We start from the raw sequence: 26,312 nt of genomic DNA on the forward strand, positions 1-26,312 counted from the left end.
TCAGCCCACTGACAACACCGTCAGCGCTGTCAGCTGGTCCAGAACTCCCACCAGCGCGTGAGGATCAGCATGCCGATGATGCCGACGTGCAGCACCGGAAGCACCCACGTGAACTCGCTGAAGAACGTGCGCAGCCAGGAAGGCGCGGGCAGCAGGCCGTTACGGACGTTGAACGAGGTCACGTACCAGAACATGATGATCGTGGCGACCCAGGCCAGGCAGCACCACAGGCACAGCGAGTTGATCTCGTAGAGCGACTGGTACATCAGCCACGTACAGAAACCGACCCCGAAGAGCGTGCCCGCGTTCAGCGTCAGCCAGTACCAGCGCGGGAAGCGCGCCCGGCCCAGCAGACTCATACCGACACCGATCACGACCGCGTAAGCCGCGATGCCCAGCATCGGGTTCGGGAACCCGAAGACCGACGCCTGCTCGCTCTTCATGATGTTGCCGCAGGAGACCACCGGATTGAGGCTGCAGCCCGGCGTGAAGTTCGGGTCCTCGAGCAGCTTGAACTTGTCAAGGGTGATCACCCACGCCGCGAGCAGACCCGCCGCACCCGTGATCACCAGGAGCAGCGCGAACGCACGGCTCCCGCCGACACTGCGTGGCGCGTCCGCGTCCGCCCCGTCCCGCTCGTGATCGTGGTCGGAGGGGCGGCTCTCGCTTGCCGGGGTCGTCTTGCTCATCACGCCGTTCCGTCGCTTGTGGGGGCCTGCGGGCACGGACATTGTGCCGCACGCGCGCGGGTGTCCACCGTTCGATGGACATAAGGAGGTACGCGCGAAGGGCCCCGGGCGTTCGGTTCGCCGGGGCCCTCCGTCTTCGTCCTCGCGCGAGGCTAGGCCAGCTTGCCCTTCAGGACGTCCACGATGGAGTCCACCGCGACGGCGTCCTGCTCACCGGACTCCATGTCCTTGAGCTGCACGACACCCTCGGCGAGGTCCCGCTCACCGGCGACGATCGTGAAGCGCGCGCCGCTGCGGTTGGCGTTCTTCATGGCTCCCTTGAGGCCCTTCCCGCCGTACGAGAAGTCGGCCGCGACGCCCGCCCTGCGCAACTCCGTCACCTTGGAGAACAGGACCCGCCTGGCCTCCTCGCCGAGCGGCACCGCGAACACGCTGGTCGCCGAGGGCAGTTCGAGCTCCACGCCCTCCGCCTCCAGGGCGAGGACCGTGCGGTCGACGCCGAGCGCCCAGCCGACCGACGGCAGCGAGGGGCCGCCGATCATCTCGGAAAGGCCGTCGTAGCGACCGCCGCCGCCCACCGCGGACTGCGAGCCGAGACCGTCGTGGACGAACTCGAAGGTCGTACGGGTGTAGTAGTCCAGGCCGCGGACCAGCTTCGGGTCGTCCTCGTACGCGACGCCCTCCGACGTCAGGAGCTCACGCACCTGCTTGTGGTACGCCGTGCACGCGTCGCACAGGTAGTCGCGCAGCATCGGGGCGCCGACCAGCTGCTTCTGAACGTCGTCGCGCTTGTCGTCAAGGACCCGCAGCGGGTTGATGTCGATACGTCGACGTGTCTCCTCGTCCAGGTCCAGCCCGCGCAGGAAGTCCTGCAGCGCGGCGCGGTAGACGGGGCGGCACTCCTTGTCGCCGAGCGAGTTCAGCAGGATGCGGAACTGGGAGAGGCCGAGCGAGCGGTACGCCTGGTCGGCAAGGATGATCAACTCGGCGTCGAGAGCCGGGTCCTCCGCGCCGATCGCCTCCGCGCCGACCTGCGAGAAGTGGCGGTAGCGGCCCTTCTGCGGGCGCTCGTAGCGGTAGTACGAGCCGGAGTACCAGAGCTTGACCGGGAGGTTGCCCGCCTTGTGCAGGTTGGCCTCCAGGGCCGCGCGAAGGACGGACGCGGTGCCCTCGGGGCGCAGGGCGAGCTGGTCGCCGCCCTTGGTCTCGAAGGCGTACATCTCCTTGGAGACGATGTCGGTGGACTCGCCGACGCCGCGCGAGAACAGCTCGACGTTCTCGAAGCCGGGCGTCTCGACGTAGCCGTAACCGGAGTTGCGCAGCGGCGTGGCGATGGCATCGCGCACCGCCAGGTACTTCGCCGAGTCCGGCGGAAGGAGGTCGTAGGTGCCCTTGGGGGCCTTGAAGGTGCTCACGGTTTTCTCGTCACATTCCTCGTCGGGGAGCGTCGGCTCCCTGGCCGGCGGCCACCTGGCGCAGATACGGGTTGGTGGCGCGCTCACGGCCGATCGTCGTGTGCTCGTTGTGACCCGGCAGGACCACGGTCGAGTCGTCGAGCGGCAGGCACACGCGCGCCAGCGACTCGAGCATCTCGTCCTGCGATCCACCGGGCAGGTCGGTGCGTCCGATGGAGCCGGCGAAGAGCAGGTCGCCCGAGAAGAACACCGAGGGAACCTCGGCGGACTCGGGCAACTGGAAGGTCACCGACCCCTTCGTATGCCCCGGCGCGTGCGCGACGGAGAAGTCGAGACCTGCGAGCTTCAGGCGCGCGCCGTCCGTCAGTTCCTTGACGTCGGAGGGCTCCCCCACGGTCAGTTCACCGAGGAGCTGCGCGCCGAAGGAACGGCCTATGCCCTTCTCCGGGTCGCTCATCATGTACCGGTCGTCGGGGTGGATCCACGCGGGCACGTCATGCGCCCCGCAGACCGGCACGACCGAGGCGACATGGTCGATGTGGCCATGGGTGAGGACGACGGCGACGGGCTTGAGCCGATGCTTCTTGAGTGCGTCCTCGACTCCCTCGGTGGCCTGATGGCCCGGGTCGATGATCACGCACTCCTCGCCTGCGGCGGGGGCGACCACGTAGCAGTTGGTGCCCCAGGCCCCGGCAGGAAACCCGGCAATGAGCACGATCGTCCTTCGTTCGTCGTCCGGCGGAGGTGACCGCGCAGGTCGCGGCAGATCAGAGCCTACCGGCGCTCCCGATTCCACAGCTAACCCATATACGGTACGGGGCAAACAGAAGCGGTCATCCACGCAGAGGAGAGATCACCCGGTGGTCAGCAACGATCAGCGGCGGCGTCAGCTCGCCCGGGAGAAGTTCTTGCGGCAGCAGCAGCGCCGGGAGTCGGCGCGGCGCAAGGCGCGGATGCGCAACGCGGTGATCGCCTCGGCGCTCGCGGTGGTCCTGGCCGGTGGCGCGGTGTCGTACGCGGCAGGCGCCTTCGACGACGACGGCAAGCCGAAGGACGAGGCAGCCGCGAGCCCCACCGCCAAGGCGGACCCCTGCGAGAAGCCCGCGGGCGGCAAGGTGAAGCCGCTCAGCTTCAAGAAGGAGCCGGCGCTCTCGATCGACAAGTCGGCGGACTACGCGATGAAGCTGAGCACCACCTGCGGCGACATCGACCTCGCCCTCTCGGCGGCGAAGGCCCCGCACACGGTCAACTCCTTCAACTTCCTGGTGAACAAGGGCTACCTCGACCACACGAAGTGCCACCGGCTCGTCTCGGGCGGCATCTACGTCCTGCAGTGCGGCGACCCGAAGGGCACCGGCGAGGGCGGCCCCGGCTACACGATCCCCGACGAGAATCTCAAGGACAAGAAGCTGAAGGGGAACGTGTATCCGGCGGGCACGGTCGCGATGGCCAACCAGTACAAGGCCCAGGAGAAGACGGGCCGGAACTCCGGTGGCAGCCAGTTCTTCCTGGTCTACCAGGACAGTCAGCTCCCGCCCGACTACACACCGTTCGGGACCATTTCCGATTCCGGGATGAAGGTGCTCAAGAAGATTGCCGACGCCGGCGAGAGCACCGGGCAGGGCGAGGGCGCCCCGAACGCGACGGTCGTCATCAACAAGGCGACCGTGTCGAAATCCTGACCGTCGGCAGGCAAACTTCCAATGTGCGGGATGCGGACAGCCGCCCCGCCGGTCGCCTATGTTGGCGGTGACGAAACTGTGGACGATGCCGGGGGGCCTCAAGGCCCTGCGCAGGCATCATGTGGAGGAGGCGCTGTGAGCAGCGACCCGTGGGGCCGCGTCGACGAGACGGGGACCGTGTACGTGCGCAAGGCCGACGGCACTGAGCGCGAAGTCGGTTCGTGGAAAGCGGGATCTCCTGATGAGGCCCTTGCCTACTTCGAGCGCAAGTACGACGGTCTGGTCGTCGAGATCGGACTTCTCGAGCGCCGGGTGAAGACGACCGACCTGTCGGCCAAGGACGCCATGACCGCCATCGACCACCTGCGCACGCAGGTGGACGAGGCACACGCGGTCGGCGATCTGGACGCCTTGAGCACGCGCCTGGACAAGCTCGTCGAGACCGTCGACGCACGCCGGGAAGAGCGCAAGGTCCAGAAGGCCAAGCAGTCGGACGAGGCCAGGCACTCCAAGGAGGCGCTGGTCGTCGAGGCCGAGGAGCTCGCCCAGAGCGAGCAGTGGCGGGCGGCGGGCGAGCGGCTTCGCGCCCTGGTGGACACCTGGAAGGGTCTGCCGCGCCTCGACCGCAAGTCGGACGACGAGCTGTGGCACCGCTTCTCGCACGCCCGCTCGGCGTTCTCCAAGCGCCGCAAGGCCCACTTCGCCTCACTGGACGCCCAGCGCGAAGAGGCCCGCAAGACCAAGGAGAAGCTGGTCGGCGAGGCCGAGGCCCTCTCCGGTTCGACCGACTGGGGTCCCACGGCCGCGCGTTACCGCGACCTGATGACCGAGTGGAAGGCCGCGGGCCGCGCCCAGCGCGAGCACGAGGACGACCTGTGGAACCGCTTCCGCGGCGCCCAGGACGTGTTCTTCGCGGCGCGCAGCTCGGTCTTCGCGGAGCGGGACGCCGAGCAGACGGAGAACCTGAAGCTGAAGGAGGAGCTGGCCGAGGAGGCCGAGAAGCTCGTCCCGGTGAAGGACCTCAAGTCGGCGCGTGCCGCGTTCCGTGCGCTCAACGAGCGCTGGGAGGCCATCGGCCACGTCCCGCGTGACGCACGGCCGAAGGTCGAGGGCCGGATGCAGGCGGTGGAGCGGGCCCTGCAGGAGTCCGAGGAGGCCGAGTGGCGCCGTACGAACCCTGAGGCACGTGCGCGTGCCGCGGGTCTGACCGGTCAACTGCAGGCCGCTGTCGACAAGCTGGTCGAGCAGATCGAGAAGGCGCGTGCGGCGGGCAACAACGCCAAGGCCGACAAGCTCCAGAGGGAGCTTGACGGCCGTCAGGCGCTGCTCGACCAGGCGCTGAAGGGTCTGCACGAGTTCGGCGGCTAGTCAGAGGTTCACATGCTGAGGGGCTTGCGTACGCACCGTACGCAAGCCCCTCAGCATGTTCGGGGCATCTCGCCCCCTGCTCTACTGGCCGCTTAAGGCCGCCGTGCCGACGTCACCCTGTACACGTCGTACACACCCTCGACTCCCCTGACCGCCTTGAGCACATGGCCCAGGTGCTTGGGGTCGCCCATCTCGAACGTGAAGCGCGAGGTGGCGACCCGGTCGCGGGACGTCTGGACGGCCGCGGACAGGATGTTCACGTGCTGGTCCGAGAGGATGCGCGTGACGTCCGAGAGCAGGCGCGAGCGGTCAAGTGCCTCTACCTGGATGGCGACCAGGAAGACCGAGGACTGGGTGGGCGCCCACTCGACCTCGAGGATGCGCTCGGGCTCGCGGGAGAGCGAGTCGACGTTCACACAGTCGCTGCGGTGCACCGATACGCCGCTGCCGCGCGTGACGAAGCCGATGATCGGGTCCCCGGGGACGGGCGTACAGCAGCGGGCCAGCTTGATCCACACGTCTTCGACGCCCTTGACGACGACACCGGGGTCGGCGTTGGCGCGGCGCTTGCTGTGGCCGCGCGAGGGCGGTGCGCTCTCGGCGATGTCCTCGTTGGCGGCCTCCTCGCCGCCGAGCGCCTGGACGAGCTTCTGCACGACGGACTGCGCGGTGACGTGGCTTTCGCCGATCGCCGCGTAGAGGGACGAGATGTCGGGGTAGCGCATCTCGTGGGCGAGCGTGACCAGCGAGTCGCCCGTCAGGATGCGCTGGATCGGCAGGTTCTGCTTGCGCATGGCACGCGCGATGGCGTCCTTGCCCTGCTCGATGGCCTCGTCGCGGCGCTCCTTGGAGAACCACGCACGGATCTTGTTGCGCGCCCGTGGTGACTTGACGAAGCCGAGCCAGTCGCGGGAGGGGCCCGCACCGGCCGCCTTGGAGGTGAAGACCTCCACCAGGTCGCCGTTGTCCAGGGTCGATTCGAGCGGCACGAGCCGTCCGTTGACCCGTGCCCCTATGGTGCGGTGACCGACCTCGGTATGGACCGCGTACGAGAAGTCGACCGGGGTCGCGCCCGCCGGGAGCGCTATGACGTCGCCCTTCGGCGTGAAGACGAAGACTTCGTTGCGCGACAGGTCGAAACGGAGCGATTCGAGGAACTCGCTGGGGTCCTCGGTCTCCTTCTGCCAGTCCAGGAGCTGGCGCAGCCACGCCATGTCATTGAGGTGGTCGTCCTTGCCACCGGCCTTCCTCGGCACGTCGGTGCGCACCTTGGAGGCGCCTGCGGACGGCTCCTGCTTGTACTTCCAGTGCGCGGCGATGCCGTACTCGGCGCGGCGGTGCATGTCGAACGTACGGATCTGGAGCTCGACGGGCTTGCCGCTGGGGCCGATCACCGTGGTGTGCAGCGACTGGTACATGTTGAACTTCGGCATCGCGATGTAGTCCTTGAACCGGCCGGGGACCGGATTCCATCGCGCGTGGACCGTGCCGAGGGCGGCATAGCAGTCGCGGACCGTGTCGACGAGGACGCGGATGCCCACCAGGTCGTAGATCTCGGCGAAGTCGCGGCCTCGGACGATCATCTTCTGGTAGACGCTGTAGTAGTGCTTCGGGCGCCCGGTGACGGTGGCCTTGATGCGGGCGGCGCGCAGGTCGGCCTGGACCTCGTCGGTCACTATGGCGAGGTACTCGTCGCGCTTGGGGGCGCGCTCGGCGACCAGACGCACGATCTCGTCGTACATCTTGGGGTAGAGGATCGCGAAGGCGAGGTCCTCCAGCTCCCACTTGATGGTGTTCATGCCCAGGCGGTGGGCCAGCGGCGCGTAGATCTCAAGGGTCTCGCGGGCCTTCTTCTCCTGCTTCTCCCGCTTGAGATAGCGCATCGTGCGCATGTTGTGCAGGCGGTCGGCGAGCTTGATGACCAGGACGCGGGGGTCCTTGGCCATGGCGACGACCATCTTGCGGACGGTCTCGGCCTGCGCGGCCTCGCCGAACTTGACCTTGTCCAGCTTGGTGACGCCGTCGACGAGCAGGGCGACCTGGTCGCCGAAGTCGCGCTTGAGGGTGTCGAGGCCGTACTCGGTGTCCTCGACCGTGTCGTGCAGGAGACCCGCCATCAGGGTGGCCGGATCCATGCCGAGCTCGGCGAGGATCGTCGTCACGGCGAGGGGATGCGTGATGTACGGGTCGCCGCTCTTGCGCTTCTGGCCGCGGTGCCAGCGCTCGGCGACCTGGTAGGCCTTCTCGATCTGGCGCAGCGTCGCCGTCTCGATCTTGGGGTCGTTGCTGCGCACTATCCGCAGCAGCGGCTCCAGGACCGGGTTGTACGGGTTCGAGCGCTGGACGCCCAGGCGGGCGAGGCGGGCGCGTACGCGGTTGGAGGAGCCGGAGCGCTCGTTCTTGGCCGCGGTGGGCCGTGGCGTGGGGGTCGTGCTGCCGGCGCGGGCATCGGTGGGGGGCTTGGGCCGCGACGGCTCGACGGCCGGCTTGTCACGCTTGGCGGCGTCGCCGGGCGTGCTCGGTGCGGGCTTGGCGCCGGGAGGCGTGCTCTCCTGCTTCGCCGGTGTCGCGCCCTTGGCGGGCGTCGCGGGCGTCGCACCCTTGGCGGGCGTGGCGCCCTTCGCGGACGCAGGAGTGGACGCCGCAGCGCGCTGGGCCTGCTCTGCGGCCTTGGCGGCGGTGAGTGCCTTGGACTCGTCTGGCAAGAGGCGCTCCCTGTGCGTGCGCGATCCGGGTCCTTGGGTCAGGCCCCGAAGAGCCCATGGTATCGATCCTGGACCTTTGGCTCGCCCTCAGCCCGTGAGACGTCTCACTACGGAAGAAACACCTGAGGTTTCCACACGGCGAACCCGACGTCTCTACAGAAGAAACACCCAAGGCGGGCACCGGATTCCTCCGGGCCCGCCTCAGGGTGTGCGTGGTCGCTGCTCAGACAATGAGAAGGGCCTCCAGCGGGGCGCCCTCCAGCGTCGTCTCCAGCTTGGCGCGGCCATCGAGGAAGCCGAGCTCCATCAGGACCGCCACACCGGCCACCTGAGCGCCCGCACGGCGGATGAGCCGCACGGACGCCTCGGCGGTGCCGCCGGTCGCCAGGACGTCGTCGATGACCATGACGCGGTCGTCGGCGGCGAGATCCTCGGCGTGCACCTCGATCTCGGCGCTGCCGTACTCCAGGTCGTACGACTGGCTGAGCGTCGCTCCGGGGAGCTTGCCCGCCTTCCGTACGGGAATGAACCCGAGCCCGGCGCGCAGCGCGACCGGGGCGCCCAGGATGAAGCCGCGGGCCTCCAGGCCGACGATCTTCGTGGCGCCGTACCGCACAGCGAGGTCCGCGAGGGCCTCGGTCAGTGCGGCGAACGCCTCCGGGTCCGCGAGGAGCGGCGTGATGTCCTTGAACATCACCCCGGGCTCGGGGTAATCGGGAACGTCTCGGATGCGGCTGAGCAGCAACTCCGTCGTTCCGGCGAGCTCGGTCATCGGCGCTTCCCCGAAGGACGGCCGCGGCCCCGGCCCCGCGAGGCCGGCTGGATGCGCGGGCCGACGACACCTGCGGGGGTCGCCCCCGCGGGCTCATCGTCCTGCGGCTCGTCGTCGTCATCCTCGGCCCGCCCGGCGCTCTCCACGGACTCGCCCTTGGCCGCGGCAGCGGCACGCTTGGCGAGGACGCGCTTCTTGAGCGCCTTCATCTGCGGCTCGGTCTCCTTGAGATCGGCGACGAGCGGCGTGGCGATGAAGATCGAGGAGTACGCACCGGCGGCGAGGCCGACGAACAGCGACAGCGAGATGTCGTTGAGCATGCCCGCGCCGAGGAAGCCGCCGCCGATGAAGAGCAGTCCGGCGACCGGCAGGAGCGCGACGACCGTGGTGTTGATCGAGCGCACCAGGGTGCTGTTGATGCTTCGGTTGGCGACCTCGCTGTAGGTCCACCGCGTCTGCTTGGTGAGGTCCTTCGACTGCTCCTTCAAGCTGTCGAAGACCACCACGGTGTCGTACAGCGAATAACCGAGGATCGTGAGCAGGCCGATGATCGTGCCCTGGGTGACCTCGAAGCCCACCAGTGCGTACACACCGACGGTGATCGTGAGGTCGTGGATCAGGGCGATCAGCGCGGCGGCCGCCATGCGCCACTCGAAGGCGATCGCCAGATAGATCACCACGAGGACCATGAAGATGATCAGGCCCGTCCAGGCCTTCTTGCTGATCTGCTCACCCCAACTGGGGCCCACGAGGTCGGCGTTGATGGACTCGGGCTTGAGGTCCATGTTCTTCGCCAGATCGGCCTTGATCTGGTCGGACTTTGCGGTGTCGACACCTGCGACCTGGATGCGCAGACCGCCGGAGCCGAGCTCCTGGACGACCGCGTCATGACCGGAGGCGTCTTCGCCGTACTTCTCCGCCTGCGCTACCGAGACGCTGGTCTTCGGGGTGGTGAAGACGGCACCGCCCTCGAACTCGATGCCCATGTTCAGGCCGCGCACCGCAAGGCCGACGATGGCCGTGATGGTGATCAGGATCGAGATGCCGTACCAGATCTTGCGCTTGCCGACGAAGTCGTAGCCGACCTCACCGCGGTAGAGCCTGGCGCCGAGATTGCCGAGCTTCGACATCTCACGCCTCCTTCGGGTCGACAGGGCCAGCGGACGAACCAGTGGCGCGGCGGGGACGGCGCAGCGGGGGCTTGGCACCGAGCCGCTTGGGGTCGAGGCCGGACCACTTGTGGCCGTTCGAGAAGAACGGCTTGCGCGCCATGAGGGTCATCAGCGGCTTGGTGAAGAAGAACACCACCACAACGTCGAGCAGCGTGGTCAGGCCGAGCGTGAACGCGAAGCCCTGGACCTTGCCGACCGTGACGACGAAGAGCACCGCGGCGGCGAGGAACGACACGAAGTCGGAGACGAGGATGGTGCGCCGGGCGCGCGGCCAGGCGCGCTCGACGGCGGGCCGCAGGGTGCGCCCCTCTCTGATCTCGTCCCTGACGCGTTCGAAGAACACGATGAACGAGTCCGCGGTGATACCGATCGCAACGATCGCACCACACACCGCGGGCAGGTTCAGGGTGAAGGAGATGGCCGGGCCGAGCAGCGTCATCAGGGTGTACGTCAGGGCGGCCGAGACCAGGAGGCTCGCGATGGCGATCAGCGAGAGCCCGCGGTAGTAGACCACCAGGTAGATGATGACGAGCGCGAGGCCGATGGCACCGGCGATCAGACCGGCGTGCAGCTGCTCGCCACCGAGCGCCGGGCTGACGGTGGTGACGCTCTGCTCGTGGAAGGTGAGCGGCAGCGCGCCGTACGACAGGATGTTGGCGAGGTCCTGGGCCGACTCCTGGGTGAAGCTGCCGGAGATCTCGGCGTTCGAGTTCAGCGTCGTGTTGACGCTGGGGGCCGAGGCCACCTCGCCGTCCAGGACGATGGCGAACTGGTTCATCGGCTGCTGCTGCTGCGAGAGCTTGCTGGTCGTCTTCGCGAACTTCTTCGAGCCGCCGCCCGTGAACTCCATGTTGACGACCCAGGCACCACTCTGCTGGTTGATCGTCGCCTTGGCGTCGTCGACGTCCTTGCCGTTCAGCTCGGCCGGACCGAGGACGTACTTCTCCCACTGGCCCGCGTTGTTCTTGCCACAGGCGATGGTCTGCTCGCTCGCCTTGACGCCGTCGCCGACCTTGCCGCGCTGCGCCTTGTCGGTGCAGTCGAGCTCGGTGAACTTCTTCTGCAGCGCCGCGGTGGCCGGGTCTGCGGACGGGGTGGGAGTCGGCGCCCCCTTGTCCTTGTCGCTGCCCTTGTCCGAGGCCTTGGGGGTCGGCGTCGCGTCGGCCTTCAGACCGTCGGTGACGGCACGGCCCTGGGGGCTGGGCGAGCCGGTCGCCTTGGGCGTGTCCTTGCTCTTGTCCTTTTCCTTGTCCTTGCCGGACGAGCTCGCGGACGGCTCGGGGGTGGGCTCACCGGCGGCCACCGTCAGGACGGGACGGAAGTAGAGCTGAGCGGTCGTACCGACCTGCTCGCGCGCCTGCTTCTCGTTCGTGCCCTTGGGGATGTTGACGATGATGTTGTCTTCGCCCTGGGTCTGCACCTCGGCCTCGGACACACCCAGACCATTGACGCGGTTGTTGATGATGCTGACCGCGGTGTTCATGTTGGTCGGGTTGATCGCGTTCTTCTGGCCCGGCTCGTTCTTCGCCTGGAGCGTGATGCTCGTGCCGCCGGCGAGGTCGATGCCGAGGCGAGGCGTCGAGTTCCCTGAGAGGAACATCCCTCCGGTGAGCGCCACGAGGGCGATCAGGATGAAGACCAAAGAGCGGCCCGGCTTGCCCGGGGCGCTCTGCCTTCGGCCCTTCTTAGGTGCTGCCACCTTCTCGTTCTCCCTGTCCAACCGCCTGGCGTCCGGTGCACTGCCCCAGCGCTGAGCGGGGAGTTCCCGGGTTGGGCGGCCATGAAATGGTGTCGAGACCCGTCACGAAACCCACGCACTGAGGGGACCGTGGCAGCGCGAGCGGCGCGCCCCACGGACCCCGGTGGTGGCTACTTCGCGTCGGACTCGCCGTCGGTCTTCTTCGGCTCGGCGTCGTCGGCCTCGGGGGCGCTGTCCGCGTCCTTCTTGCCGAGGTCGATGGGCGAGTCGTCGGAAGCGTCGGCGGCGGGCTCGTCGGTCTCGGTGAGGGAGGAAGCGTCGTCCGGGACGACAGGGTTGTCCGACTTCAGGTCGGCACTCGTGCCGTGGACGATGCGGTTGTACTCCTCGTCCTCGAGAACGGCGCCGATGGAGTTCTTCGCGTAGAACGCGTGCACGCCCGGAGCCACCTCGAGGAGGACGGCGTCGTCGTGAACCTCCTTGACGGTGGCGTACATGCCCCCGATCGTGCGGATGCCGGTGCCGGGCTGCATCTCGTTACGCATCGCCGCGGCCGCCTGCTGCTTCTTCTTGGCGGAGCGGGTCATCAGGAACATGGCCCCGATGAGCACGATGAACGGGAGGAGGGTCACGATATTCACGGGACGGAGTTTCCTTCGCATGACCGCGCAGGTAAGCGGCCTGATGGACGGGGGTGGGCGCGCCGCCCGCAAAGGCGGCATCGGCGGAGTCTAAGCGAGTCCGCACCTAACGAACAACGCTCAGCATGGCACCGCAGTTCCTGACCGTGCGACTACGCGCGCCGTCACGCCCCGAACAGGTCCCCTTGTCCGATTCCGCCCGCCTGTCGCGGGGGAACAAGCCCGAGATGCGCCCATGCCGCGGGCGTCCCGACCCGGCCGCGCGGGGTGCGCGCGAGCAGTCCCTCCCGCACCAGGAAGGGCTCGGCCACCTCTTCGACCGTCTCGCGCTCCTCCCCCACGGCGACCGCGAGCGTCGAAAGGCCGACGGGTCCGCCGCCGAAGAGCTTGAGCAGTGCCTCCAGGACGGCGCGGTCGAGGCGGTCGAGGCCCCGGTCGTCCACTTCATAGACCTTGAGGGCGGCGCACGCGATGTCCCTGTCGATCTCTCCGTCGGCCTTGACCTGTGCGTAGTCCCGCACGCGGCGCAGCAGACGGTTGGCGATACGGGGCGTGCCGCGCGAGCGTCCCGCGATCTCGGCGGCGCCGTCCGCGTCGATCGCCACGTCGAGCAGTTGCGCGGAGCGGTGGATCACGCGCTCGAGCTCGGCCGGTTCGTAGAACTCCATGTGCGCGGTGAAACCGAAGCGGTCGCGCAGCGGTGGCGGCAGCAGGCCCGCGCGCGTGGTGGCGCCGACCAGGGTGAAGGGCGGCAGTTCCAGCGGGATGGCGGTGGCGCCGGGGCCCTTGCCGACGATGACGTCGACGCGGAAGTCCTCCATCGCCATGTAGAGCATCTCTTCGGCGGGCCGGGACATCCGGTGGATCTCGTCGAGGAAGAGGACCTCGCCCTCCTGGAGGGAGGAGAGGATCGCGGCGAGGTCGCCCGCGTGCTGGATGGCGGGACCGCTGGTGATGCGGATCGGGGCGCCCATCTCGGCCGCGATGATCATCGAGAGGGTGGTCTTGCCGAGTCCTGGAGCGCCGGAGAGCAGGACGTGGTCGGCGGTGGCACCCCGCGCGCGGGCCGCGCGCAGGACGAGGTCGAGCTGTTCGCGGACCTTCTCCTGGCCGATGAACTCGTCCAGGTCCTTGGGGCGAAGGGCGGCCTCGACCGCCTGGTCCTCGCCGTCGGCGGACGCACCGACGAGCCGCTCGGCCGCGTCGGGTGCGGCGGTCGCGTCGTCGGTCGTCTCGTCCCAGTTCATGAGCTCGCCTCGCGATGTGGTTCTGGTGGGCAGGGTGCTGCGTATGGCTAGCGGGTGCGGTTCAGCGTCTGAAGGGCGGCCTTGAGGAGCTGGCCCACCTGCGGCTTCTCGGACGCCTCGGCCTGCGGGGTGACGGCGGCGACGGCTTCGTCCGCCTCGCGCGTGGCGTACCCGAGGCCGATGAGCGCCGCGTGCAGCTGGTCGCTCCAGCCGGAGGTGACGGGGGTGCCGATCGCGGGGCCGCCCCTGCCGAGGGGCTCGCCGAGGCGGTCCTTGTACTCCAGGAGCAGCTTCTGGGCGCCCTTCTTGCCGATGCCAGGGACCGCGGTGAGCGCCTTCTCGTCGCCGGTGGCGACCGCGCGGCGCAGCGCGTCAGGGCTGTGCACGGCGAGCATGGCCTGCGCGAGGCGCGGTCCGACGCCGCTCGCGGTCTGCAGGAGCTCGAAGGTCTGGCGCTCGTCGTCGTCCGCGAAGCCGTACAGGGTGAGGGAGTCCTCCCGGACGACGAGGGAGGTGGCCAGCTTGGCCGGCTGGCCGATGCGCAGGGTGGAGAGCGTGTTCGGCGTGCACTGGATGGCCATGCCGACACCGCCGACCTCGACCACCGCGGCATCGGGGGCGAGGGCGGCGACGGGGCCGCTGACGAAGGCGATCATGCGGTACGGCCTTTCTGGGCTGTCTGAGCTGTCTGTCCTGTGGCGGTCTTCGACGCGTGCAGGGCCGCGGCCTGCTGGAGACGGTTCTGGGCGACTGCCTGCTGGAGCCGGTTCTGGGCGGGGGCGCGCCAGATGTGACAGATGGCGAGGGCGAGGGCGTCCGCCGCGTCGGCGGGCTTGGGCGGTGCGTCGAGCCGCAGGAGGCGGGTGACCATCGCCCCGACCTGCGCCTTGTCGGCACGGCCGCTGCCGGTGACGGCGGCCTTGACCTCGCTGGGCGTGTGCAGGGCGACGGGGATGCCGCGGCGCGACGCACAGAGCATGGCCACGGCGCTGGCCTGGGCGGTGCCCATCACCGTACGTACGTTGTGCTGGCTGAACACCCGCTCCACGGCGAGGACTTCGGGGTCGTGTTCGTCGAGCCACTGCTCGATGCCCTGCTCGATGGCGACCAGTCGGTGGCCGAGCTCGGCATCGGCGGGCGTACGGACGACGCCGACCGCGCGCATGGTCAGGGGGCGTCCGGCGACTCCGTCGACGACCCCCACACCGCACCGGGTCAGTCCGGGGTCCACCCCCAGTACGCGCATGTGCGCCCCTCCCCTCGCCGCGGCGACGATCTTTGACTTCACGCCAGGCTATCCGCTGCCACCGACAACAGCGGCGGGCCGGTGGACGTGTGTCCCACCCGGCCCGCCGAAACTGCTCAACTCGCGGCAGCGCTACGCGTCGACCTTCTCCATGACCTCGTCGCTCACGTCGAAGTTGGCGAAGACGTTCTGCACGTCGTCGCTGTCCTCGAGCGCGTCGATGAGCTTGAAGATCTTCCGCGCGCCGTCCTCGTCCAGCTCGACCTGCATGGTCGGGACGAAGTTGGCGTCGGCCGAGTCGTAGTCGATGCTGGCCTCCTGGAGGGCGGTGCGGACCGCGACCAGGTCGGTGGCCTCGCTGAGCACCTCGAAGGACTCGCCGAGGTCGTTGACCTCTTCGGCGCCCGCGTCCAGGACCGCGCCGAGAACGTCGTCCTCGGACAGCTCGCCCTCGCCCTTGGAGACGACGACGACGCCCTTGCGGTTGAAGAGGTACGAGACGGAGCCCGGGTCGGCCATGGAGCCGCCGTTGCGGGTCATCGCGACGCGTACGTCCGATGCCGCGCGGTTGCGGTTGTCCGTGAGGCACTCGATGAGCACCGCGACGCCGTTCGGGCCGTAGCCCTCGTACATGATCGTCTCGTACTCGGCGCCACCGGCTTCGAGACCGGCGCCGCGCTTGACCGCGGAGTCGATGTTCTTGTTCGGGACCGAGCTCTTCTTGGCCTTCTGGATGGCGTCGAAGAGGGTCGGGTTCCCGGACACGTCGGCGCCGCCCGTGCGGGCCGCAACCTCGATGTTCTTGATCATCTTCGCGAAGAGCTTGCCGCGCTTGGCGTCAATCACGGCCTTCTTGTGCTTCGTCGTAGCCCATTTAGAGTGGCCGGACATCTGCCTGTCTCCTTCGCGTTACCCAACTGTACGAACGCAGAGATCCTACTAGGATCCCGCCGCCGCGTGCCCCCGCACCATCCCGACGAACAGCTCGTGCACGCGGTGGTCGCCCGTCAGCTCCGGGTGGAACGACGTCGCGAGGGCGTTGCCCTGGCGTACGGCGACGATGTGCCCCTCGTGCTCGGCGAGCACCTCGACGCGCGCGCCGACCGACTCGACCCAGGGGGCACGGATGAAGACGCCCTCCACGGGGTCGCCGTCGATGCCCGCGATGTCGACGGCCGCCTCGAAGGACTCGTTCTGCCGCCCGAAGGCGTTGCGGCGCACGATCATGTCGATGCCGCCGAAGGTCTCCTGCTCCGAGCGCGGATCGAGGATCTTGTCGGCGAGCATGATCATGCCCGCGCAGCTGCCGTAGACCGGCATGCCGTCGCGCACGCGCGCGCGAAGGGGCTCCATCAGGCCGAAGAGGGCGGCCAGTTTGGAGATGGTGGTGGATTCGCCGCCGGGGATGACGAGGCCGTCCACCTCGGCCAGCTCTTCGGGGCGCCTGACCGGCCTGGCAACGGCGTCCGCCGAGGCCAGGGCGATCAAGTGTTCCCGTACATCGCCCTGGAGAGCCAGGACGCCGACCACAGGGGTGTCGCCCACAGGGGTGTCGACTACAGGGGTGTCGACTGCAGGGGTGTCAGTCATCTACGGAGTGCCCTACCAGCCACGGTTCGCGTAGCGCTCGGCCTCGGGGAGGGTGTCGCAGTTGATGCCGACCATGGCCTCGCCGAGGTTGCGGGACGCGTCCGCGATGATCTTGGGGTCGTCGTAGAAGGTGGTGGCCTTCACGATGGCGGCGGCACGCGCGGCCGGGTCGCCCGACTTGAAGATGCCGGAGCCCACGAAGACACCCTCGGCACCGAGCTGGCGCATCAGGGCGGCGTCGGCGGGGGTGGCGACGCCACCGGCCGAGAAGAGGACCACCGGCAGCTTGCCGAGCTCGGAGATCTCCTTGACCAGCTCGTACGGGGCGCGGAGGTCCTTGGCGGCGGCGTACAGCTCGTTGTTGTCGAAGCCGCGCAGCCTGGCGATCTCGTTCTTGATCTGGCGCAGGTGACGCACGGCCTCGACGACGTTGCCGGTGCCGGCCTCGCCCTTGGAGCGGATCATGGCCGCGCCCTCGGCGATGCGGCGCAGGGCCTCGCCCAGGTTGGTGGCGCCACACACGAACGGGGTCGTGAAGGCGAACTTGTCGCTGTGGTTGACCTCGTCGGCCGGGGTCAGGACCTCGGACTCGTCGATGTAGTCGACGCCGAGCGACTGGAGCACCTGGGCCTCGACGAAGTGGCCGATGCGGGACTTGGCCATGACCGGGATGGAGACGGCCTCGATGATCTCTTCGATCATGTTCGGGTCGGACATCCGGGCCACGCCGCCGTCCTTGCGGATGTCGGCCGGGACCCGCTCCAGGGCCATGACGGCGACGGCGCCGGCGTCCTCGGCGATCTTCGCCTGCTCGGCGTTGACCACGTCCATGATGACGCCGCCCTTAAGCTGCTCGGCCATGCCGCGCTTGACGCGCGCGGTGCCGGTCTCGGGCGACTGGTTGCTGCTGGGGGTGCTGGACACGGAGTTGACCTCGCTCGCTGAAGACGGGTTCCTGCGTCTACGAGGAAACTCCCGGCGACCAGGCCACAGCAAGGGCCAATGGGTGACCGGTGGCTCATTTTTCCCCAACGCTCCTGGTCAGCGAGGATGCGGTGGCTCTCAGCGGTGGCTCTACGCGGTCGCGCGGTCGGCCAGCGCGACCGGCGGTTCGTCGTCCATCTCGAAGGCCATGGGGAACGGCGCGTGGCCCGCGAGGCGGAACCAGCGGACCTTGCGGTGCCTGCGCAGGGCGCGGGCCGCGCGTACGGCGTCGTTGTGGAAGCGCCTGGCCATCGGCACCCGGCGCACGGCCGCCGCCAGTTCGGTCGCCGCCTCGTCGCCGCCCGGGGCCTCGCGGACCACCTCGACCTGCTGCGCCTCACCGAAGATCGCGCGCAGCGCCTGGCTGAGCTCGCTCTCGGCGACCTCACGGTGCTCCTCCTCCGCCTGCCGGGCCGCGTGCGCCGCTTCGTAGAGCACGATGGAGGCCGCCGGGTCGAGCACCCCCGAGGTGGCCAGCTCCTGGGCGACCGACGCGCGGCGCAGCAGCTGTGCGTCGAGGGCGGCGCGGGCCGCGTCGATGCGCGCGTGCAGCCGGTCGAGCCGGCCCGCGGTCCAGCTCAGATAGAGGCCGATCGCGAAGAGGGCTACCGCGATCCAGATCAGTGTCGAGGTCACCGGGGGAAGGCTAGTCGCATCGGCGATGCCGGTTCACCGCCGGGCTCCCCGGCCCGCGCCGGGGAGCCCCGTGAGCACTCAGTCCCGTGCGAGTCCGAACCGTGAGCGGAAACTCGACCGTTCGTCGGCGGCCACCGCCGCCGCTCCGTCCGTCACCGTCTCGTACACCGAGAGGATGTCGGCACCCACCGTCGACCAGTCGAAGCGGCGCACGTGCTTGCTGCCGCGCTCCCGCAGCTCCTCGCGGCGCTCGGGGTCGCCGAGGAGCCGCAGGGCCGCCGCGGCAAGCGAGTCCGCGTCCTCGTTGGTGAACAGGTCACCCGCGCCGCCCTGGTCGAGGACCTGCGCGAAGGCGTCCAGATCGCTGGCGAGTACGGGTGCGCCCGCCGACATCGCCTCGACGAGGATGATCCCGAAGCTCTCGCCCCCGGTGTTGGGAGCGACGTACACGTCGACACTGCGCAGCAGCCGCGCCTTGTCCTCGTCGCTGACCATGCCGAGGAACTCCACGCGCTCGCGCATCTCGACCGGCAGCGAGGAGACGGCCTCCTGTTCGTCGCCCCGGCCCGCGACGAGCAGCCGGGTGTCGGGACGCTCGGCGAGGATCTTCGGCAGCGCCTTCATAAGCACCGGAAGGCCCTTGCGCGGTTCGTCGATGCGCCCTATGAAGCCGATCGTCCCGCCCTGCCACTCCACCTTGGGCTCGACCTTGGTGAAGAAGTCGACGTCGACGCCGTTCGGGATGACGACCGCGTCGCCGCCCAGGTGCTCGACGAGCGTGCGGCGCGCGTACTCGCTGACCGCGATGCGCGCGCTGATCTTCTCCAGGGCGGGCTGCAGGATCGGATACGCGGCGATCATCGCCCGAGAGCGCGGGTTGGACGTGTGGAAAGTGGCCACAATCGGCCCCTGCGCCGTCCAGCACGTGAGAAGGCCGAGCGATGGCGCGGTCGGCTCGTGGATGTGGATGACGTCGAACGTGCCGTCGTGCAGCCAGCGCCGCACCCGCGCGGCCGAGAGGAACCCGAAGTTGAGCCGGGCCACCGAGCCGTTGTACGGCACGGGAACGGCGCGGCCCGCCGACACGACGTACGGCGGCAGGGGTGTCTCGTCGTCCGCGGGGGCCAGTACGGACACCTGGTGCCCGAGGCGGATCAGGTGCTCCGCGAGGTCGCGGATGTGGAACTGGACGCCGCCCGGCACGTCCCAGGAGTAAGGGCAGACGATGCCGATCCTCACGGCGTGGTCCCCTCGGCGAGGTGCCCGGAACCGTCGGCGGTCCCCTTCGCGGGGTCGAGATCAGCGAGCCACAAGCGCTGCAGCATGTGCCAGTCCTCCGGATGGTCGGCGATACCCGTGGCGAAGGCGTCTGCCAGCGCCTGCGTCATGACAGACGTCTTCTCCGTGCGGGTACCTGTCTCGGGGACATCGATGGGGCCGTGAATACGCCCCTTCATGACGGGCGACTCGTCATACCAGAGGGTGACGGGCAGCAACAGCGCCCCCGTCTGCTGCGCGAGGAGCGCGGGCCCCGCGGGCATACGCGCGGTGTCCCCGAAGAACTTCACCTCGACGCCGGACGACGAAAGGTCCCGGTCCGACACGAGGCAGATCAGGCCGCCCGCGCGCAGCCGCCGCGCCAGGGTGCCGAACGCGGAGCCGCCCTCGTGCGGCAGGACCTCCATGCCCAGGCTCTCGCGGTAGGCGACGAAACGGTCGTACAGCGTCTCGGGCTTGAGCCGCTCCGCCACCGTCGTGAACGGCGTTTCGAGCTTCGTGGTGACCCACGCGCCCGCCAGGTCCCAGTTGCCCAGGTGCGGAAGCGCGATGATGACGCCCTTGCCCGCGGCAAGGCCGTCGGTCAGGTGGTGGACGTCCTTGACGTCGACGCCGTCCCTGATGCGCTCCCGGCTCCACGACGGCAGCCGGAACGACTCCATCCAGTAGCGCAGGTACGAGCGCATGCCCGCCTTGGACAGCTCGGCGAGGCGCTGCGGGCTCGCGTCGGGCACCACGCGCGCGTAGTTGGCCTCAAGACGCAGGACTCCCTTGCCGCGCCGCTTCCACACGGCGTCGGCGATGGTCCGGCCCAGGCGCACCGCCACCGGTTCGGGGAGCTTCTTGACCGAACTCCAGGCGGCTCCGTAGAGCGCGTCGGTCAGCCGGTCCTTCACGACGTGGCCTCACTGCCCTGCGCCGGAGCCTGGGCGTCCGCCTCTGCGGCCTCCTTGCGCACGGTCACGACACGCTGGACGAGGGTGACGAGGCTGCCGACGGCGACGATCCACAGGGCGATCGGCAGCAGTACGTCGATGCCGGGCACCCCGAACTTGTGCAGCCCCGCGAGACCCGCGGCGACCAGCGCGATCACCAGGCGCTCGGCGCGCTCCACCAGGCCGTTGACCGCGACGGGCAGGCCGATCGCCTCGCCGCGCGCCTTCGTGTAGGAGACCACCTGGCCGCTGGCCAGGCAGAAGATGGAGACGGCGCACAGGACGTTGCTGTCGCCCGAGCCCGCGTACCAGAGCGCGAGGCCGCCGAAGATCGCACTGTCGGCGACCCGGTCGAGCGTCGAGTCGAGGAAGGCTCCCCAACGGCTCGAGCGTCCCAGCTGCCGCGCCATGTTCCCGTCGACGAGGTCGGAGAACACGAAGAGCGTGATGACGATCGTGCCCCAGAACAGCTCTCCGCGGGGGAAGAAGACCAGCGCGCCCGCCACCACACCGGCGGTACCGATGAACGTGACCGCGTCGGGGCTCACGCCGCGACGGATGAGAAACGCGGCGAACGGTGTGAGAACACGCGTGAAGAATGCACGCGCGTACTTGTTCAGCATGGCCTTCCCGAGGGGTCGGTGAGCCGCGCGGCCCTGTTGGCCACCGGCTGGCCCATCGTAGTCACGCCCTTGACGGACCGGCTCGCCCCCTCACGATCGCGTACGACGTATGGACGCACAGTGACCCGAGTGGAAAGCTCGAAAGCACCGCGGGCGTCGCCGGAGCCGACCCGCACACGGCCCCCGCGTGTCCGCGAGCAGCCAGCATCCCCGAGGGGGCGGTGCCTCCTCACCGTGCACGTAACCGGGAGGCCAAGGCATGGGCGACAAAGCGAACGGACACCCCGGAGCCGCCGGCAGGGCTACAGCGGCCGACCACCCCGCGTCCGTACGGAATGTGGTGCTGGTCGGCCACAGCGGATCGGGCAAGACGACTCTGGTGGAGGCCCTCGCGCTGACCGCGGGGGCGGTGAACCGGGCGGGCCGTGTGGAGGACGGGACCGCCGTCTCCGATTACGACGACATAGAGCACAGGCAGCAACGCTCGGTGCAGCTGTCCCTGGTCCCCGTCGACTGGGACGGCTACAAGATCAATCTCCTGGACACCCCTGGGTACGCCGATTTCGTCGGCGAGTTACGGGCCGGTCTGCGCGCAGCGGACGCGGCCCTTTTCATCGTTTCGGCGGCGGACGGCGTGGACGGCGCGACCCGCATGGTGTGGGAGGAGTGCGCGGCGGTCGGCATGCCGCGGGCCATCGTGGTGACCCACCTGGAAGCGGCCCGCGCCGACTTCAGGGAGATGACGCGGACCTGCGCCGAGGCTTTCGGCGCCGACGACCCCGACGCCGTACTGCCGCTGTACCTGCCGCTGCACGGCGCCAAGGGTCCTGACGGGCACGCGCCGGTGACCGGCCTTGTCGGGCTGCTCTCGCAGCGGATCTTCGACTACGCGTCCGGCGAACGCAAAGAGTCCGAACCCGGCGAGGACCAGCTCCCGCTCATCGAGGACGCACGCAACAAACTGATCGAGGGGATCATCGCCGAGAGCGAGGACGAGTCCCTCATGGACCGCTATCTCAGCGGCGAGGACATCGATTTCAAGACCCTCGTGGAGGATCTGGAACGGGCCGTGGCGCGCGGCACCTTCCACCCCGTGCTCGCGGCCGCCCCCGCGGCCGACGGCGCCCGGCAGGGCATCGGCACGGTGGAGCTCCTGGAACTGATCACGGGCGGCTTCCCCACGCCTCTCGAGCACCCGGCCCCCGCCGTCACCACACCGGGCGGCGCGGCGCGGCCCGCGCTGACCTGCGATCCCGGAGGGCCGCTCGTAGCCGAGGTGGTGAAGACCGCGTCCGACCCCTACGTGGGGCGCGTCTCACTCGTACGCGTCTTCTCCGGCACCCTGCGTCCCGACGAGACCGTGCACGTCTCCGGACACGGCCTGGCCGACCGCGGTCACGAGGACCATGACGTCGACGAGCGCATCGGTGCGCTCTCCTCCCCCTTCGGCAAGCAGCAGCGCACGCTCACCAGCTGCATCGCGGGCGATCTGGCCTGCGTCGCCAAACTGAACCGCGCCGAGACGGGCGACACCCTTTCGGCCAAGGACAACCCGCTCCTGATGGAGCCCTGGGACATGCCCGACCCGCTCCTGCCGCTCGCCATCCAGGCGCACAGCAAGGCGGACGAGGACAAGCTCTCCCAGGGGCTGTCCCGCCTGGTCGCCGAGGACCCCACGATGCGCCTGGAACAGAACCAGGACACCCACCAGGTGGTGCTGTGGTGCCTGGGCGAGGCACATGCGGATGTCGCCCTGGAACGGCTGCGCAGCAGGTACGGCGTGCAGGTCGACGTCGTGAGCCACAAGGTCTCCCTTCGGGAGACGTTCGCGGGCAAGTCGGGGGGACGCGGCCGCCATGTGAAGCAGTCCGGCGGCCACGGCCAGTACGCGATCTGCGAGATCGGGGTCGAACCGCTGCCGGGCGGCAGCGGCATCGAGTTCGTCGACAAGGTCGTGGGCGGCGCCGTGCCCCGGCAGTTCATCCCGTCCGTCGAGAAGGGCGTGCGCGCGCAGGCCGCGCGGGGTGTGGCCGCCGGATACCCGCTGATCGACGTGCGCATCACGCTGCTCGACGGCAAGGCGCATTCGGTGGACTCCTCCGACGCCGCGTTCCAGACGGCGGGCGCGCTCGCCCTGCGCGAGGCGGCGGCCGACGCCAGGATCCACCTCCTGGAGCCGGTGGCCGAGGTGCGGGTCCTGGTCGGCGACGACCATGTGGGGGCGGTGATGAGCGACTTCTCGGGGCGCCGCGGCCGGGTCGTCGGGACCGAGCAGGCGCCCGGCGGGCGCACGCTCGTACGGGCCGAGGTGCCCGAGATCGAGATCGGGCGCTACGCCGTGGACCTGAGGTCCCTCTCACAGGGCACCGCGCGTTTCAGCCGCTCGTACGCACGCCACGAACCCATGCCGCCACAGCTCTCGGAGAGGATCCGTGAACAGGCCCAGGACGTCTCCTAGTTGAGAATCTCCGGGAGACGACCCGCCGGATGCCGCCAGTTACGCCCTGTGCGGGCGAGCGGCATCCGGATGTCCCCTGCCGGATGTCGGTGCGCACAGATACGCTGATGACCTGATCAACAGGTGTGCCAGGCAGGGAAGTCGGGAAGAGCCGCAGCAGCGAAGTATTGCGGCGATGGGGGCGGCAGTGGCGGACGACGTATTCGACTTCAGGCCCGGGGCCCAGGTCCCGCTGTCCGGGGCCGCAGGACAGACGGCGGCGACCCACGCCCTGGCGTCGGCCGCGTACCGCGACGACAAGGCCTCGAAGATCCTCGATGCCAACAACGAGTGGCACAAATCCGAGGTGAAGGAAGGCCTTTGGTCGCTCTTCGCGCCGAATATGGGCGAGGCGTTCGCGCGGGCCGTGCAGGTGCGGATGCTCGGCGGTGCCCGTAAACCGCTCATCCAGTCCTTCGGCATGGAACCGCAGTCGATCGTCGAGCACTGCCTCGCGGCGAACAACATCCGCAAGGAGCGCGATCGCTGGCTCACCGTCGTGATGGTGCTGTGCGGGCTGCTCTTCCTGCCCGGACTCCTCGTCTGGCTGCTGCTCTTCACCGCCAAGCAGGCGGTCATCAAGCGGGACAACAAGCGGGCGAGCGCGATCGCCACGGCCGTCCTGGTGGCCGTGGGCGTCCTCGCCGTGATCTTTCTCATCAAGCTGCCGATCGGCGGCCCCCTCGGCTGGTACATACGCGCGTCGATCGTCGTCCCCGTAGCGGGCTGGTTCTGGGCCAAGCTGATCGCCGAGCGCACCGCGAGGGGCCTGCGTGAGCGCTGGTCGAGCCTGCTCGCCGGCGGCGGCATCGGCGCCAAGATCCCCGAGGCGGTGCCGGGCAGCCCGGGCGAGACGGCCGCCGAGCAGCTCCGCCAGGGCCTGGCCCGCCTCTCGGCCGAGCAGCAGAGCAACTCGGTCTTCTATGCGGGCCCCAAGGGAATACTGGGCATGGGCACGCGCTGGGGCAGCTGGCAGCTCGCCGAGGAGCTGGTCTCCAGCAAGGAAGGCACGGAGATCCACCCCTTCCGCAGCTGGGACATCATCCGGGCGGTGCACGACCAGCTGCGTCTGCTCGAGCGCGGCCCGCTGCACACCGGTGGCTTCCCGACCCCGTCGATAAAGCACTGGATCGTCACCCCCATCGGGGAGAACGCGAAGGCGGTGGCTCGCCCCAGCGGCACGGAGGTCGATGCCTTCCAGGTCCGTGGCCACGAGATACAGCGGATCTGCAACGAGCAGCAGTTCGGCGGCGGCGACCGGCACTATCTGGGCTGCCAGTTCACCCTCTGGGACGGCCAGTTGGTCATCACGATGCTGATCACGGTGACCGTCCTGCACGAGACCCTGCGCATCGAGGTCACGGGCCACGCGCTCGGCCCGGTCCACTCCCTGTTCACCAGCAAGCCCGACCCCAAGGTCAAGAAGGTCTCCAAGCCCATCAAGTTCTGGGAGACCACGGAGCGCAAGCTGCCGCTCGTCAACGCGGACGAGGTCGTTCGCCTCGCGCTCCGCGCCCCCTTCACCTGGTACCCGCCGATCCTGGACCACCTCGGCGGCAAGCTGGTCCTGCCCGAGCCCTTCGGCCTGCGGCACGCCTGGGCCGACAAGCCGTGGCGGCACCGCTTCATGGCCGACGACGCGCTGCGCGCGGCCACGCCGGTGCTCCGCGTGGTGCACTCGGCGGCGATCAAGGTCCTCGAAGAGAACGGTGTGGACACCGAGAAGTTCGGCAACCGCTCCGGCCTCCTCAGCGGCGCGGTCCAGGACCCGATGCCGAGGAAGGCGGACGTGTACGACGCGTGAGTCGCCCTAGCGGGCGGCGGGCCAGGCGTCGGCGAGCATCGTGCGGGTGTCCGCGAGCAGCTGCGGCAGGATCTTCGTATGCCCGACGACCGGCATGAAGTTCGTGTCCCCGCCCCAGCGCGGCACGATGTGCTGGTGCAGATGCGCGGCAATGCCGGCGCCCGCCACCGTGCCCTGGTTCATGCCGATGTTGAAGCCGTGCGCGCCGGACGCGGCCCGCAGCGCCGTCATGGCCTGCTTGGTGAGCTCACCGAGCTCGGCCGTCTCCGGGGCGGTCAGCTCCGTGTAGTCGGCGACGTGGCGGTAGGGCACGACCATCAGATGGCCGCCGTTGTACGGGTAGAGGTTGAGCACCGCGTACACCTGCTCGCCGCGCGCGATGACCAGACCGTCCTCGTCGGATTTGGCCGGGATGGTGCAGAAGGGACAGCCGTCGTCGGCGCCCGGACCGCTCGGCTTGTTCTCGCCCTGGATGTACGCCATCCGGTGGGGCGTCCACAGGCGCTGGAACGCGTCCTGCGTCCCCACTCCGATCTGCTGCTCCGGCTCACTCGTCATGCAGTGAAGCATATGACTTAGCCCGATCGAAGCGTGTCGGCGGGGCGCCCGCCGGGTGCGGCACGGCGAAGCTGGGTCGATGACCGATGACAGCCGTCAGGCACGCTGGGAGAAACGCACGGAGGCGCTCCTTGCCGTGGCCTCGCTTCTCTACTTGACCTCGTACGCGGTACTGGTCCTGGCCTCGGGGCTGCCCGGGGTATGGCGCAACGTCTGTCTCACGGTGCTCCTCGCGGCCTGGGCCGCGTTCGCCGTGGACTACGCGGTGCGGTGGCGGCTGAGCGGCCAGGGCCTGTCCTTCGTACGCAGCCACTGGCTGGACACGCTCGTCCTCGTCCTGCCCCTGCTCCGGCCGCTGCGCGTCGTGCACATCTACGAGACCGTCCAGCGCAGGCACGGCAGGCCGCGTCTCGCGCTGCACGCGCGCGTGGTGACGTACTCCGGTCTTTCGGCGCTGCTCCTCGGCTTCGCCGCGTCGCTTGCCGTCTATCAGCATGAGCACGCGGCGAAGGGCGCGACGATCCGTACCTTCGGGGACGCCGTGTGGTGGGCGTCGGCCACGCTCGCGACCGTGGGCTACGGCGACGAGACACCCGTGACGCCGGTGGGGCGCCTGGTCGCGGTGGGTCTGATGTTCTGCGGCCTCGCGCTGCTCGGCGCGGTGACGGGTTCGTTCTCCTCGTGGCTGCTCCAGGTGTTCACGCGGGAGGACGACGAGAGGCCCCCGGGACGCTGAACGTCCCGGGGGCCTCTTCCCGCCTGCGCGGGGTC

General features: G+C 69.3%; 24 protein-coding genes. 5 read left to right on the forward strand and 19 right to left on the reverse strand.

Annotated features, from left to right (window positions below; genetic code table 11):
• Nucleotides 1–29 precede the first annotated feature (29 nt).
• From ACFQ7F_RS22985 to ACFQ7F_RS22995, 3 genes are all read right to left on the reverse strand, one after another.
• Nucleotides 30–689, reverse strand: a complete 660-nt coding sequence (locus ACFQ7F_RS22985) for a vitamin K epoxide reductase family protein (protein WP_383273268.1) — start codon at nt 687–689, stop codon at nt 30–32.
• A gap of 152 nt (nt 690–841) precedes the next feature.
• Nucleotides 842–2,104, reverse strand: a complete 1,263-nt coding sequence (gene hisS, locus ACFQ7F_RS22990; protein WP_383273270.1) for a histidine--tRNA ligase — start codon at nt 2,102–2,104, stop codon at nt 842–844.
• A 10-nt stretch (nt 2,105–2,114) separates the two neighbouring features.
• Nucleotides 2,115–2,819 carry an MBL fold metallo-hydrolase gene (locus ACFQ7F_RS22995; RefSeq protein WP_383273272.1) on the reverse strand — a complete coding sequence of 235 codons (705 nt, stop codon included), beginning with the start codon at nt 2,817–2,819 and terminating at the stop codon, nt 2,115–2,117.
• A 145-nt stretch (nt 2,820–2,964) separates the two neighbouring features.
• Here ACFQ7F_RS22995 and ACFQ7F_RS23000 point away from each other — a divergent pair, with 145 nt between their 5' ends.
• A complete protein-coding gene (locus ACFQ7F_RS23000; RefSeq protein ID WP_383273274.1) occupies nt 2,965–3,786 on the forward strand; it encodes a peptidylprolyl isomerase in 822 nt (273 codons plus the stop codon).
• Nucleotides 3,787–3,921: 135 nt separating this feature from the next.
• A complete protein-coding gene (locus tag ACFQ7F_RS23005; RefSeq protein WP_383273276.1) occupies nt 3,922–5,154 on the forward strand; it encodes a DUF349 domain-containing protein in 1,233 nt (410 codons plus the stop codon).
• Nucleotides 5,155–5,246: 92 nt separating this feature from the next.
• Here ACFQ7F_RS23005 and ACFQ7F_RS23010 read toward each other — a convergent pair whose 3' ends face one another.
• From ACFQ7F_RS23010 to pgsA, 15 genes are all read right to left on the reverse strand, one after another.
• Nucleotides 5,247–7,859 carry a RelA/SpoT family protein gene (locus ACFQ7F_RS23010; RefSeq protein ID WP_383273278.1) on the reverse strand — a complete coding sequence of 871 codons (2,613 nt, stop codon included), beginning with the start codon at nt 7,857–7,859 and terminating at the stop codon, nt 5,247–5,249.
• A 223-nt stretch (nt 7,860–8,082) separates the two neighbouring features.
• Complete coding sequence (locus ACFQ7F_RS23015) at nt 8,083–8,631, reverse strand: adenine phosphoribosyltransferase (protein WP_383273280.1); 549 nt, start codon at nt 8,629–8,631, stop codon at nt 8,083–8,085.
• The gene (gene secF, locus ACFQ7F_RS23020; protein WP_383273282.1) at nt 8,628–9,761 is read right to left on the reverse strand and encodes a protein translocase subunit SecF; all 1,134 of its coding nucleotides are present in this window, start codon (nt 9,759–9,761) and stop codon (nt 8,628–8,630) included. Before secF ends, ACFQ7F_RS23015 begins: the two co-directional genes overlap by 4 nt.
• Before the next feature lies 1 nt (nt 9,762).
• Nucleotides 9,763–11,502, reverse strand: coding sequence for a protein translocase subunit SecD (secD, locus tag ACFQ7F_RS23025; RefSeq protein ID WP_383273284.1), 1,740 nt, complete (start codon nt 11,500–11,502; stop codon nt 9,763–9,765).
• Nucleotides 11,503–11,672: 170 nt separating this feature from the next.
• The gene (gene yajC, locus ACFQ7F_RS23030) at nt 11,673–12,143 is read right to left on the reverse strand and encodes a preprotein translocase subunit YajC (protein WP_383273286.1); all 471 of its coding nucleotides are present in this window, start codon (nt 12,141–12,143) and stop codon (nt 11,673–11,675) included.
• 164 nt (nt 12,144–12,307) lie between these two features.
• The gene (gene ruvB / locus ACFQ7F_RS23035) at nt 12,308–13,390 is read right to left on the reverse strand and encodes a Holliday junction branch migration DNA helicase RuvB (protein WP_383273288.1); all 1,083 of its coding nucleotides are present in this window, start codon (nt 13,388–13,390) and stop codon (nt 12,308–12,310) included.
• A 47-nt stretch (nt 13,391–13,437) separates the two neighbouring features.
• The gene (gene ruvA, locus ACFQ7F_RS23040) at nt 13,438–14,046 is read right to left on the reverse strand and encodes a Holliday junction branch migration protein RuvA (protein WP_383273290.1); all 609 of its coding nucleotides are present in this window, start codon (nt 14,044–14,046) and stop codon (nt 13,438–13,440) included.
• Entirely contained in the window at nt 14,043–14,636 is a 594-nt protein-coding gene (gene ruvC / locus ACFQ7F_RS23045) for a crossover junction endodeoxyribonuclease RuvC (RefSeq protein WP_383273292.1), read from the reverse strand. The genes ruvA and ruvC overlap by 4 nt, the downstream gene beginning before the upstream one ends.
• Before the next feature lie 132 nt (nt 14,637–14,768).
• The gene (locus ACFQ7F_RS23050) at nt 14,769–15,527 is read right to left on the reverse strand and encodes a YebC/PmpR family DNA-binding transcriptional regulator (protein ID WP_383273294.1); all 759 of its coding nucleotides are present in this window, start codon (nt 15,525–15,527) and stop codon (nt 14,769–14,771) included.
• A 48-nt stretch (nt 15,528–15,575) separates the two neighbouring features.
• Complete coding sequence (gene pdxT, locus ACFQ7F_RS23055; protein ID WP_383273325.1) at nt 15,576–16,181, reverse strand: pyridoxal 5'-phosphate synthase glutaminase subunit PdxT; 606 nt, start codon at nt 16,179–16,181, stop codon at nt 15,576–15,578.
• Between the two features lie 57 nt (nt 16,182–16,238).
• The gene (pdxS, locus tag ACFQ7F_RS23060) at nt 16,239–17,150 is read right to left on the reverse strand and encodes a pyridoxal 5'-phosphate synthase lyase subunit PdxS (protein WP_383273296.1); all 912 of its coding nucleotides are present in this window, start codon (nt 17,148–17,150) and stop codon (nt 16,239–16,241) included.
• Between the two features lie 150 nt (nt 17,151–17,300).
• Nucleotides 17,301–17,846, reverse strand: coding sequence for a hypothetical protein (locus tag ACFQ7F_RS23065; RefSeq protein WP_383273298.1), 546 nt, complete (start codon nt 17,844–17,846; stop codon nt 17,301–17,303).
• 78 nt (nt 17,847–17,924) lie between these two features.
• The gene (locus ACFQ7F_RS23070) at nt 17,925–19,085 is read right to left on the reverse strand and encodes a glycosyltransferase family 4 protein (protein ID WP_383273300.1); all 1,161 of its coding nucleotides are present in this window, start codon (nt 19,083–19,085) and stop codon (nt 17,925–17,927) included.
• Entirely contained in the window at nt 19,082–20,020 is a 939-nt protein-coding gene (locus ACFQ7F_RS23075; protein WP_383273302.1) for a phosphatidylinositol mannoside acyltransferase, read from the reverse strand. The genes ACFQ7F_RS23070 and ACFQ7F_RS23075 overlap by 4 nt, the downstream gene beginning before the upstream one ends.
• Nucleotides 20,017–20,682 carry a phosphatidylinositol phosphate synthase gene (gene pgsA, locus ACFQ7F_RS23080; protein WP_383273304.1) on the reverse strand — a complete coding sequence of 222 codons (666 nt, stop codon included), beginning with the start codon at nt 20,680–20,682 and terminating at the stop codon, nt 20,017–20,019. The genes ACFQ7F_RS23075 and pgsA overlap by 4 nt, the downstream gene beginning before the upstream one ends.
• 259 nt (nt 20,683–20,941) lie before the next feature.
• On the opposite strand from pgsA, the gene ACFQ7F_RS23085 reads away from it, so the two are divergent.
• The gene (locus tag ACFQ7F_RS23085) at nt 20,942–23,140 is read left to right on the forward strand and encodes an elongation factor G-like protein EF-G2 (protein WP_383273306.1); all 2,199 of its coding nucleotides are present in this window, start codon (nt 20,942–20,944) and stop codon (nt 23,138–23,140) included.
• A gap of 175 nt (nt 23,141–23,315) precedes the next feature.
• Nucleotides 23,316–24,983, forward strand: a complete 1,668-nt coding sequence (locus ACFQ7F_RS23090; RefSeq protein ID WP_383273308.1) for a hypothetical protein — start codon at nt 23,316–23,318, stop codon at nt 24,981–24,983.
• A 6-nt stretch (nt 24,984–24,989) separates the two neighbouring features.
• On the opposite strand, the gene ACFQ7F_RS23095 is transcribed toward ACFQ7F_RS23090, so the two are convergent.
• Nucleotides 24,990–25,553: an HIT family protein gene (locus ACFQ7F_RS23095; protein WP_383273310.1), complete on the reverse strand. Its 564-nt coding sequence runs from the start codon at nt 25,551–25,553 to the stop codon at nt 24,990–24,992.
• Between the two features lie 67 nt (nt 25,554–25,620).
• Here ACFQ7F_RS23095 and ACFQ7F_RS23100 point away from each other — a divergent pair, with 67 nt between their 5' ends.
• The gene (locus ACFQ7F_RS23100; RefSeq protein WP_383273312.1) at nt 25,621–26,277 is read left to right on the forward strand and encodes a potassium channel family protein; all 657 of its coding nucleotides are present in this window, start codon (nt 25,621–25,623) and stop codon (nt 26,275–26,277) included.
• The last annotated feature ends 35 nt before the right edge of the window (nt 26,278–26,312 follow it).

The organism is Streptomyces sp. NPDC056486, assembly GCF_042795295.1.
GTDB lineage: Bacteria > Actinomycetota > Actinomycetes > Streptomycetales > Streptomycetaceae > Streptomyces.

Bases quoted from the DNA above. Each gene is read 5' to 3' on its own strand.
- ACFQ7F_RS23015 (WP_383273280.1), bottom strand. From the start codon at position 8,631: ATGACCGAGCTCGCCGGAACGACGGAGTTGCTGCTCAGCCGCATCCGA.
- ruvB (WP_383273288.1), bottom strand. From the start codon at position 13,390: ATGAACTGGGACGAGACGACCGACGACGCGACCGCCGCACCCGACGCG.
- ACFQ7F_RS23050 (WP_383273294.1), bottom strand. From the start codon at position 15,527: ATGTCCGGCCACTCTAAATGGGCTACGACGAAGCACAAGAAGGCCGTG.
- ACFQ7F_RS23085 (WP_383273306.1), top strand. From the start codon at position 20,942: ATGGGCGACAAAGCGAACGGACACCCCGGAGCCGCCGGCAGGGCTACA.
- ACFQ7F_RS22985 (WP_383273268.1), bottom strand. From the start codon at position 689: ATGAGCAAGACGACCCCGGCAAGCGAGAGCCGCCCCTCCGACCACGAT.
- ACFQ7F_RS23095 (WP_383273310.1), bottom strand. From the start codon at position 25,553: ATGCTTCACTGCATGACGAGTGAGCCGGAGCAGCAGATCGGAGTGGGG.
- ruvC (WP_383273292.1), bottom strand. From the start codon at position 14,636: ATGCGCGTACTGGGGGTGGACCCCGGACTGACCCGGTGCGGTGTGGGG.
- ruvA (WP_383273290.1), bottom strand. From the start codon at position 14,046: ATGATCGCCTTCGTCAGCGGCCCCGTCGCCGCCCTCGCCCCCGATGCC.
- ACFQ7F_RS23100 (WP_383273312.1), top strand. From the start codon at position 25,621: ATGACCGATGACAGCCGTCAGGCACGCTGGGAGAAACGCACGGAGGCG.
- secF (WP_383273282.1), bottom strand. From the start codon at position 9,761: ATGTCGAAGCTCGGCAATCTCGGCGCCAGGCTCTACCGCGGTGAGGTC.
- pgsA (WP_383273304.1), bottom strand. From the start codon at position 20,682: ATGCTGAACAAGTACGCGCGTGCATTCTTCACGCGTGTTCTCACACCG.
- ACFQ7F_RS23090 (WP_383273308.1), top strand. From the start codon at position 23,316: ATGGGGGCGGCAGTGGCGGACGACGTATTCGACTTCAGGCCCGGGGCC.